General features: G+C 70.4%; 9 protein-coding genes and 4 tRNA genes. 12 read left to right on the plus strand and 1 reads right to left on the minus strand.

Annotated elements, in window-relative coordinates:
• Positions 1-25 precede the first annotated feature (25 nt).
• Complete coding sequence (gene hemA / locus ACYVJJ_RS06300) at positions 26-1,330, minus strand: glutamyl-tRNA reductase (protein ID WP_460832047.1); 1,305 nt, start codon at positions 1,328-1,330, stop codon at positions 26-28.
• 90 nt (positions 1,331-1,420) lie between these two features.
• Between hemA and ACYVJJ_RS06305 the strand changes: the two genes are divergently transcribed.
• From ACYVJJ_RS06305 to ACYVJJ_RS06360, 12 genes are all read left to right on the plus strand, one after another.
• Positions 1,421-3,214, plus strand: a complete 1,794-nt coding sequence (locus tag ACYVJJ_RS06305) for a tetratricopeptide repeat protein (RefSeq protein ID WP_460832048.1) — start codon at positions 1,421-1,423, stop codon at positions 3,212-3,214.
• Positions 3,211-3,831: a lipoprotein insertase outer membrane protein LolB gene (gene lolB / locus ACYVJJ_RS06310; protein WP_460832049.1), complete on the plus strand. Its 621-nt coding sequence runs from the start codon at positions 3,211-3,213 to the stop codon at positions 3,829-3,831. Before ACYVJJ_RS06305 ends, lolB begins: the two co-directional genes overlap by 4 nt.
• The gene (ispE, locus tag ACYVJJ_RS06315; protein WP_460832051.1) at positions 3,828-4,700 is read left to right on the plus strand and encodes a 4-(cytidine 5'-diphospho)-2-C-methyl-D-erythritol kinase; all 873 of its coding nucleotides are present in this window, start codon (positions 3,828-3,830) and stop codon (positions 4,698-4,700) included. Before lolB ends, ispE begins: the two co-directional genes overlap by 4 nt.
• Positions 4,699-4,774 (plus strand) — tRNA-Gln (locus tag ACYVJJ_RS06320). Before ispE ends, ACYVJJ_RS06320 begins: the two co-directional genes overlap by 2 nt.
• Before the next feature lie 99 nt (positions 4,775-4,873).
• Complete coding sequence (locus ACYVJJ_RS06325) at positions 4,874-5,833, plus strand: ribose-phosphate diphosphokinase (RefSeq protein WP_460832053.1); 960 nt, start codon at positions 4,874-4,876, stop codon at positions 5,831-5,833.
• Between the two features lie 82 nt (positions 5,834-5,915).
• Positions 5,916-6,539, plus strand: a complete 624-nt coding sequence (locus tag ACYVJJ_RS06330) for a 50S ribosomal protein L25/general stress protein Ctc (RefSeq protein WP_460832054.1) — start codon at positions 5,916-5,918, stop codon at positions 6,537-6,539.
• A gap of 60 nt (positions 6,540-6,599) precedes the next feature.
• Complete coding sequence (gene pth / locus ACYVJJ_RS06335) at positions 6,600-7,181, plus strand: aminoacyl-tRNA hydrolase (protein WP_460832056.1); 582 nt, start codon at positions 6,600-6,602, stop codon at positions 7,179-7,181.
• Positions 7,182-7,249: 68 nt separating this feature from the next.
• A complete protein-coding gene (gene ychF, locus ACYVJJ_RS06340) occupies positions 7,250-8,341 on the plus strand; it encodes a redox-regulated ATPase YchF (RefSeq protein ID WP_460832057.1) in 1,092 nt (363 codons plus the stop codon).
• 80 nt (positions 8,342-8,421) lie between these two features.
• Positions 8,422-8,507, plus strand: a tRNA-Tyr gene (locus tag ACYVJJ_RS06345).
• A 74-nt stretch (positions 8,508-8,581) separates the two neighbouring features.
• A tRNA-Gly gene (locus tag ACYVJJ_RS06350) sits at positions 8,582-8,655 on the plus strand.
• Positions 8,656-8,696: 41 nt separating this feature from the next.
• Positions 8,697-8,772, plus strand: a tRNA-Thr gene (locus tag ACYVJJ_RS06355).
• Between the two features lie 109 nt (positions 8,773-8,881).
• On the plus strand, positions 8,882-9,002 hold a 121-nt coding region (locus ACYVJJ_RS06360; protein WP_049419246.1), incomplete at its 3' end, for a GTP-binding protein.

The following is a 9,002-nucleotide window of genomic DNA, read 5'->3' on the forward strand; positions in this document are numbered from 1 at the left end:
AGGGCGGCGGCGGGATGCCGCGTCGCTAGCCCCGCACGTCCCCGTCCGGCGTCGTGCCTGCCTGTGGGGGCACCGCACTGCCCGGCGCCGGCTCCGGAAACATCCGCTCCGCGGCCCGCGCGAGGTCGCCGTCGCCCTGCGTGGCCGCGTCACGCAGGGCGACGGTGGGTGCATGCAGCAGGCGATTGGTGAGCGTGTGCGCAAGGAATTCGAGCACGTCGTCGGGTGATGTTCCCGCGGCGAGCTGCTGCCGGGCGCGGGCAAGCACCTCGGCGCGCGCCGCCTCACCGTGGGCCCGCAGGCGTTTGACCGGCTCGATCCGCGTGCTCGCCTCGAGCTTCTGGCGAAAGCGCGCGACCTGCAGCTCGACGATCGCCTCGGCCTCGGTCGCCGCCTCGCGCCGGCTGCGGCGGCTGTCGTCGATGACCTTCTCGAGGTCGTCGACCGTGTAGAGGAAGACATCCGGCACGTCGGCGACGTCGGCGGCGATGTCGCGGGGCACCGCGAGGTCGAGCAGCAGCATCGGCCGGCGCCGGCGTTGCGCGAGCGCGGCGAGCAGCTGCGGCGCGCGCAGGATCGGCTCGCGGCTCGCGGTCGCGCTGATCACCACATCGGCCTCGTGCAGGTGCTTGTCGAGGTCGGCGAGCGGCAGCGGATACGCGCCGTGGCGCAGCGCGAGGTCCTGCGCGTGGGCGACGGTGCGGTTGGCGACGAGCAGCCGCTTGGCCTTCGCCTGCACGAGATGGCGCGCGGCGAGCTCGATCGTCTCGCCCGCGCCGATCAGCAGCACGGTGGAATCGGGCAGCGGCGCGAACGATTCCTCGGCCAGGCGGACGGCGGTCGACGCGACGGACACCGGATTCGCGCCGATCCGCGTGTCGGTGCGCGCGCGCTTGGCGGTGCTGAAGGCGTGCTGGAACAGGCGGTCGAGCCGGTTGCCGAGGGTGCCGGCGGCGCGTGCGGTCGCCCAGGCGTCCTTCACCTGGCCGAGGATCTGCGGCTCGCCGAGCACCAGCGAGTCGAGCCCGGTCGCCACGCGGAACAGGTGGCGGACGGCATCGGTATCGCGATGGCGGTACAGGTAGGGCAACAGGCCCGTGCCGGCCTGCGAGCGCTGCGCGAGCCAGTCGGCGAGCACGGCGCCGTCGTCGTCCGTCTCCGCATAGAGCTCGGTGCGGTTGCAGGTCGACAGCAGTGCGACCTCGCGGACCGCCGGCAGCCGCTGAAGCTCGCCCAATGCCGTGCCGAGTGCGTCGCCGGCGAACGCCACCTTCTCGCGCACGTCGACGGGCGCGGTTTCGTGGTTGAGGCCGATGACGTGAAAACCCATTCGTGACAGGGGCGTGCGATAAGCTGCGGCGGCAGCGGTCGTCATTCTACCGGTGCACCGTTCGGTCCCGTCGCCAGCCCCCGGGTGCGCATGCCTGCCGTTTCACGTTCGATCCAGATCCGGGCCGCCGGCCTGCTGCTCGCCGTCGCATTGCCGCTGGGCGCCGCGCCGGCGGCGAAGGCGCCGCCGCTGGAGCCGCTCCTCGCGGGCGAGTTCGCCCTGCAGGCCGGCAAGCTGGCCGAGGCCTCGCGCTACTACCTGCAGGCCGCGCGCGCCACCCGCAACCTCGACCTCGCCGAACGCGCGACGGGCATCGCCCTGCTCGCGAAGGAGGACGCCCGCGCCGCCGAGGCGCTCGCGTTCTGGCGCTCGCTGCTGCCGCGCGGCGCGGCGCCGAGCGAAGGCTTCGAGGTCGCCGAGGCGAGCCTCGCGCTGCGTCGGGGCGACGAGGTCTCGGCCCTGCGCCAGCTCACCGCGCTGCTCGGCCGCCCCGGCGAGAGCGGCTGGAAGCAGGCGCTCATCGTGCTCGCCGGCGGCGCCAAGAGCCCGAAACAGGCGGCCGACCTACTCGAGAAGCTCGTCGATCGCGGCGCGCTGCCCCCCGTGCTGCAGGCCTGGCTCGCCTACGGCGGGCTCGCCCAGCGCCTCGACCGGCCCAAGCTCGCCGAGCGCATCGTCGCCGAGGTGGTGCGCCGCTTCCCCGGCGATCCGCGCGTGCAGCTGCTGCGCGCGAGCCAGCTGCGCGAGAGTGGCCAGGACGCGGAGGCCCGCAAGGTGGTCGACGCGCTCGCCGCCTCCGCGGCGGTCGACGAGGAGCTGCGGCTGTCCGTCGCGCGCGAGTACGACGCCCTCGGCGACGAGGCCGCCGCCGCGGCGATGCTCGCGCGCGGCCCGCAGGACGACACCACCTACGCGCTGCGCGCCGCCCTGCATGCGCAGGACAAGGACGACGCCGCGCTCGCCAGGCTCTACGACGAGCTCGCCCGCGACGCCGAGCGCCCGGACCCGAGCCGCCGCCTGCTGCTCGGCCAGGTCGCCGAGTCGCTCAAGCGCTACCCCGCCGCGCTCGAGTGGTATGCGAGCGTGCCGGGCGGCCCGCAGCGCTGGACCGCCCGCCTGCGCACGGCGAACGTGCTGCACGAGCTCGGCCGCGCGAAGGAAGCCTTCGACCTGCTGCACACGCTGCAGCAGGACGCCGCGTCCGAGGACGATTCGCGCCGCGATGCCTACCTGATGGAAGCGTCGCTCTGGGAAAAGGATCGCAATACGGAGCGCGAGGTCGATGCCTATGCACGCGGCCTCGCGACGTTCCCGGACGATCCCGAGATCCTCTACGCCCGCGCGCTGAGCTTCGAGCGGCGCGACGACATTCCGCGCGCCGAGGCCGACCTGCGTCGCATCCTCGTCGCCCAGCCCGACAACGTCGCCACGCTCAATGCGCTCGGGTACACGCTCGCCGACCGTACCGACCGCTATCGCGAGGCGCTCGAGCTGATCAATCGCGCCCGCACCGCCGAGCCCGACAACGCCGCGATCATCGACAGCTACGGCTGGGTGCTCTACCGGCTCGGCCGTACGCAGGAGGCGCTCGTCGAACTGCAGCGCGCGTATGCGCTCCAGGAAGACGCCGAGATCGCCGCGCACGTGGGCGAGGTGCTGTGGGTGCTGGGCCGCCGCGACGAGGCCCTGCGCTACTTCGGCGAGGCGCGCCGCCTCGATCCCGAGAGCCGCTCGCTCGCCCGCGCCCTCGAGAAGACCGGCGCGAAGCTGCCGCCGGCCCCGGCCCCGGCCTCGGCCCCTGCGCCGGCGTCCATCCCGAGACCCCCCGCCGCGCCTGCGCCCGCACCCGCCCCGGCGACCGGCAAGGAATCCCCCCGTCCATGAAGCTCCCCACGATCCTCGCCGCGGGCCTCGTTCTCGCCGGTTGTGCCACCTCGCGCGTGAGCGCGCCGGCCGTCGCCCCGGTCGAGGCCGAAGCGCGCCAGGCGGCGCGCGAGGCCGCATTGCAGACCGATCGCGACTGGGGCTTCGACGGGCGCCTCGCCGTGTCCACCGACGGCAAGGGTGGCAGCGGCCGGATCGAATGGCGCCAGTCCGCCGCCCGGTTCGACGTCACCCTCAGCGCGCCGGTCACCCGGCAGAGCTGGCGCCTGAGCGGCGATGGCCGCAGCGCGCGCCTCGAGGGCCTCGACGGCGGCCCCCGCACGGGACCCGATGCCGACGCGCTGCTGCGCGAGGCGACCGGCTGGGACGTGCCGGTGCGCGCGCTCACCGCCTGGCTGCGCGGCCTGCGCGCGCCGGGCGCACCGGCCGTCACCCGCTTCGACGGCGCCGGACGAGTCGCGCAACTCGCCCAGGACGGTTGGACGATCACCTATTCGTGGAACGCGGCAGCCACTGGCGCTGCGGACGACCTGCCCAGCCGCATCGACGCCGTCCGCGGCCCGACCCGCGTGCGCCTCGCGATCGATCGCTGGACCGATGGCGCCGACGCGCCATGAGCGAGGCGGCCTGGACCGCCTGGCCGGCCCCCGCCAAGCTCAACCTGTTCCTGCGCATCACCGGCCGCCGGCCGGACGGCTACCACGAGCTGCAGAGCGTCTTCCGCCTGCTCGAGTGGGGCGACACGATCCGCCTGCGCGTGCGGCACGACGGCGTCATCGCCCGGACCGGGCCGTCCGCCGCGGGCGTCGAGCCCGAGGCGGATCTCGCGGTTCGTGCTGCTAAAGTGCTCGCATCGACGGCCAACGTCGGGCAAGGTGTCGACATCGAGGTGGTCAAGCGCACACCCGTCGGGGGCGGCTTCGGTGGCGGGTCGTCTGACGCGGCCACCGTCCTGCTCGTCCTCAACCGTCTCTGGCGCATCGACTGGCCGCTGGATCGCCTTGCCGCGCTCGGCCTCGCCCTCGGCGCCGACATCCCGGTCTTCGTCCACGGCCGCAATGCCTGGGCCGAGGGCGTCGGCGAACGGCTGGTGCCGGTCGACCTGCCGCCGGCCTGGTACCTCCTCGCGGACCCCGGCGTGCACGTCCCCACCGCCGCGCTCTTCGCGGACCCCGATTTGACGCGGGATTCACCGCCCTTGAAAATGGCGGACTTCGTTCCGGGCGGCAACGTCCGGGGCGCGCGGCCCGGCAACGTGTTCGAGCCTGTCCTGCGCGCGCGTGAGCCGGCGGTCGATGCCGTGCTGCATGCGCTGTCGCAGGTCGGCGAGGCCCGCCTGACGGGAACCGGCAGCGGTTGCTTCGTCGAGTTCGCCACGCGCGACTCGGCCGAGCGGGCGCTGCGGCGACTGCCCGCGGACCTGCGATGCCGGCTCGTGGCCGGCGCGCACGTCTCGCCGGTCCACCGCGCGCTCGCAAGGCTGTAGGGGCGTCGCCAAGTGGTTAAGGCACCGGGTTTTGATCCCGGCACTCGTAGGTTCGAATCCTTCCGCCCCTGCCATTGATTGGGGATCCGCCGATCCCGAGCCGGCTGCTTTCGAGCGCCGCTCCGGTCCGGTCCCACCGTTCGAAATTCCCATCTCGAATCCCCGATCCGGCCATGCACAAAGATCGCAATCTCCTCGTCTTCAGCGGCAACGCGAACAAGCCGCTCGCCGAGGCCGTCTGCAAGGAGCTCGGGACGCGCCTGGGCAAGGCGCTGGTCGGCAAGTTCTCCGACGGCGAGGTGCAGGTCGAGATCGAGGAGAACGTCCGCAAGCAGGAAGTGTTCGTCATCCAGCCGACGAACGCCCCGACGGCCGAGAACTTCATGGAATTGCTGGTGCTGGTGGACGCGCTCAAGCGCGCCTCGGTCAGCAACGTCACCGCCGTCGTGCCGTACTTCGGCTACGCCCGCCAGGATCGCCGCCCGCGCAGCTCGCGCGTGCCGATCACGGCCAAGGTCGCGGCCAAGATGTTCAGTGCCGTCGGTACCGACCGCGTGCTCACCGTCGACCTCCACGCCGACCAGATCCAGGGTTTCTTCGATATCCCGGTCGACAACGTCTACGCATCCCCCTTGCTGCTCGCCGACATCTGGCGCGCGCACGGCACCGACAACATGGTGGTGGTGAGTCCCGACGTCGGCGGCGTGGTGCGCGCCCGCGCGATCGCCAAGCGCCTGGACGACGCGGACCTCGCGATCATCGACAAGCGCCGGCCGAAGGCGAACGTGGCGACCGTCATGAACATCATCGGCGACGTGGAAGGCAAGACCTGCGTGCTGGTCGACGATATCGTCGACACCGCCGGCACGCTCGGCGCCGCCGCGGGCGCGCTCAAGGAGCGTGGCGCGACAAAGGTGGTCGCCTACTGCACGCACCCCGTGCTGTCGGGCGCGGCGATCTCGAACGTCACGAACTCGGCGCTCGACGAGCTCGTCGTCACCGACACGATCATGCTGTCCGACGCCGCGCGCGCCTGCTCCAAGATCCGCCAGCTGAGCGTTGCCGAGCTGCTGGCCGAGACGATCCGCCGCGTCGCCTTCGGCGAGTCGGTGAGCTCGCTCTACGTCGACTGATTTTTCCGGCTCACCTGGTCGCGGGTGAGTCACACCGTCGCCGCGAGGCGATTTCCTCTGCTGTAAGAAGTGAGTAACCGAAATGTCCGAACACACCATCCAGGCCACGGCCCGGACCGACGCGGGGAAGGGTGCGAGCCGCCGCCTGCGTCACTCCGCCGCCATCCCGGCCATCGTCTACGGCGGTGGCGCCGAGCCGAAGTCCATCCAGCTCGACCACGAGAAGATCTGGCTCGCGAGCCAGAACGAGTGGTTCTACGCGTCGATCCTCAACCTCGACGTCGACGGCAGCGTCGAGAGCGTGCTGCTGCGTGACATGCAGCGCCATCCGTACAAGCAGCAGATCATGCACCTGGACTTCCAGCGCGTGAATGCGAACGAGACGCTGCGTGCCGCCGTGCCGCTGCACTTCCTCAACCAGGAGAAGTCGCCGGCCGGCAAGTCCGCCGAGGTCGTCGTCACGCACGAGCTCAACGAAGTCACCGTGAGCTGCCTGCCGAAGAACCTGCCGGAGTTCATCGAGGTCGACCTGTCGAACCTCAAGCAGGGCGACATCGTGCACCTGTCGGACATCAAGCTGCCGGAAGGCGTCGAGATCCCCGAGCTCAAGCTGGGCAAGGAGCACGACGTCGCGATCGTCATCGCCAAGGCTGCGCGCACGTCGGACGACGACGCGGCTCCGGCTGCGGAAGGCGACAAGAAGTAATCGCGTCATGCGGACGGGCCGGCCCTCGCGGTCGGCCCGTTCGTGTTTGCGGAGCACGCGATGGCCGGCCTCAAACTCATCGTCGGACTGGGCAATCCCGGGCCCGAGCACGCGCGCCAGCGGCACAATGCCGGATTCTGGTTCGTGGACGAGCTCGCGCGCCGGCATGGCGGGCAGTTCCGCATCGAGCCCAAGCTGTTCGGCGAAGCCTGTAAGGTCGACATCGGCGGTGCGCCGGTCTGGCTGCTCAAGCCCGCTACCTTCATGAACCTCTCGGGCAAGTCGGTCACCGCCGCGCTGCGTTTCTGGAAGATCGAACCCGACGAGGCGCTGCTGGCGCACGACGAACTCGACCTGCCGCCCGGTACGGCACGCCTCAAGTTCGACGGAGGCCACGGCGGCCAGAACGGCCTGCGCGACACGATCCGGCTGCTCGGCCATGCGAAGTTCCACCGCCTGCGCGTCGGCATCGGCCATCCGGGCCACAAGGACAAGGTCGTCGGCTGGGTGCTCGGCAAGCCCACCGCCGCGGACGAAGCATCGATCCTGCGCTCGATCGACGACGCCATCGACGTCATGCCGCTCGCCGTCAATGGCGATATCAACGAGGCGATGAAGCGCCTCAATACCGCGAAAGCCTGAGCGGCCATGCGGAAGCCGCCGTCCGACGGCCGCTTCCGCATTCCCGTTCGAACCACCGGAGCCAGACCATGGGCATCAAATGCGGCATCGTCGGCCTGCCCAACGTCGGCAAGTCGACCCTCTTCAACGCACTGACCAAGGCGGGCATCGCCGCGGCCAACTTCCCGTTCTGCACGATCGAGCCGAACGTCGGCATCGTGCCCGTGCCGGATCCGCGCCTCAATCAGCTCGCCGAGATCGTGAAGCCGCAGAAGGTGATCCCGACCGCGGTCGAGTTCGTCGATATCGCCGGCCTGGTCGCCGGCGCCGCCTCGGGTGAGGGCCTGGGCAACAAATTCCTCGCGCACATCCGCGAGGTCGACGCGATCACCCACGTGGTGCGTTGCTTCGAGCATCCGGACGTCATCCACGTGGCGAACAAGGTCGATCCGATCGCCGACATCGAGACGATCGACACCGAGCTGGCGCTCGCCGACCTCGAATCCGTCGACAAGGCCTTGCAGCGCGCGGAACGCTCGGCCAAGACCGGCGACAAGGACGCGAAGGTCCGCGCCGAGATCCTCGGCCGCATCCGCGCCGGGCTCGACGAGGGCAGGGCCGCCCGCGCGCTGGGCCTGTCCGACGAGGACAAGGCGGCCGTCCGCGACCTGTTCCTGATCACGATCAAGCCGGTGCTCTACATCGCGAACGTCCTCGAGGACGGCTTCGAGAACAACCCGCACCTGGACGCCGTCCGCGCCCGCGCGGCCGCCGAAGGCGCCGAGGTGGTGCCGGTCTCGGCCGCCATCGAGGAGGAGCTCAGCCAGCTCGACGATGCCGACCGCGATGCCTTCCTCACCGACCTCGGCCTCGACGAGCCCGGCCTGAACCGCGTGATCCGCGCCGCGTACAAGCTGCTGGGCCTGCAGACCTACTTCACGGCGGGCGTGAAGGAGGTCCGCGCCTGGACGGTCAAGGCCGGCTCGACCGCGCCCCAGGCGGCCGGCGTGATCCATACCGACTTCGAGAAGGGCTTCATCCGCGCCGAGACGATCGGCTTCGACGATTACCTCAAGTACAAGGGCGAGGCCGGCGCGCGCGATGCCGGCCGCCTGCGCCTGGAGGGCAAGGAGTACCGGGTGCAGGAAGGCGACGTCCTGCATTTCCGCTTCAACGTCTGACGGCCGGTTCGGCGCACGGTCGGGGAAGTGAACGGTCCGTTGACTTGCCCGAAGCCGTCCGCCAGAATTGCGGGCTCTTCGGAGGGATACCCAAGCGGCCAACGGGGGCAGACTGTAAATCTGCTGGCTTACGCCTTCGGTGGTTCGAATCCACCTCCCTCCACCAGCTTCACGCGATCACGTTTTACCCGGCGGACTTACCACTCGCCGGTGCTGCAACCCCAGCAGGTTCAAGCCGGCGCGGGAGTAGTTCAATGGTAGAACTGTAGCCTTCCAAGCTACTAGCGCGGGTTCGATTCCCGTCTCCCGCTCCATTGATCGCCGCGACAGACGATCTGCTGAAAACCGAAGTTCCGCTCACGTAGCTCAGTCGGTAGAGCACCTCCTTGGTAAGGAGGAGGTCGAAGGTTCGATTCCTTTCGTGAGCACCATGTTGTATGCGGATCCTCCCGCAAAACCCCGGCCATCCATGGCCGGACTCGTCAATAAAGCACTCCCCCACCGTACGCCTCCACCGAGGCGCCTCAACGAGACAGGACCATGGCCAAGGGTAAGTTCGAGCGCACCAAGCCCCACGTGAACGTGGGCACGATCGGTCACGTTGACCATGGCAAGACGACGCTGACGGCGGCGCTGACGAAGATCGGTGCGGAGCGTTTCG

It is taken from the genome of Lysobacter humi (ex Lee et al. 2017) (assembly GCF_054781815.1).

Coding starts and splice junctions, on each gene's coding strand:
- hemA (WP_460832047.1), bottom strand. CDS start 1,330: ATGGGTTTTCACGTCATCGGCCTCAACCACGAAACCGCGCCCGTCGAC.
- ACYVJJ_RS06305 (WP_460832048.1), top strand. CDS start 1,421: ATGCCTGCCGTTTCACGTTCGATCCAGATCCGGGCCGCCGGCCTGCTG.
- lolB (WP_460832049.1), top strand. CDS start 3,211: ATGAAGCTCCCCACGATCCTCGCCGCGGGCCTCGTTCTCGCCGGTTGT.
- ispE (WP_460832051.1), top strand. CDS start 3,828: ATGAGCGAGGCGGCCTGGACCGCCTGGCCGGCCCCCGCCAAGCTCAAC.
- ACYVJJ_RS06325 (WP_460832053.1), top strand. CDS start 4,874: ATGCACAAAGATCGCAATCTCCTCGTCTTCAGCGGCAACGCGAACAAG.
- ACYVJJ_RS06330 (WP_460832054.1), top strand. CDS start 5,916: ATGTCCGAACACACCATCCAGGCCACGGCCCGGACCGACGCGGGGAAG.
- pth (WP_460832056.1), top strand. CDS start 6,600: ATGGCCGGCCTCAAACTCATCGTCGGACTGGGCAATCCCGGGCCCGAG.
- ychF (WP_460832057.1), top strand. CDS start 7,250: ATGGGCATCAAATGCGGCATCGTCGGCCTGCCCAACGTCGGCAAGTCG.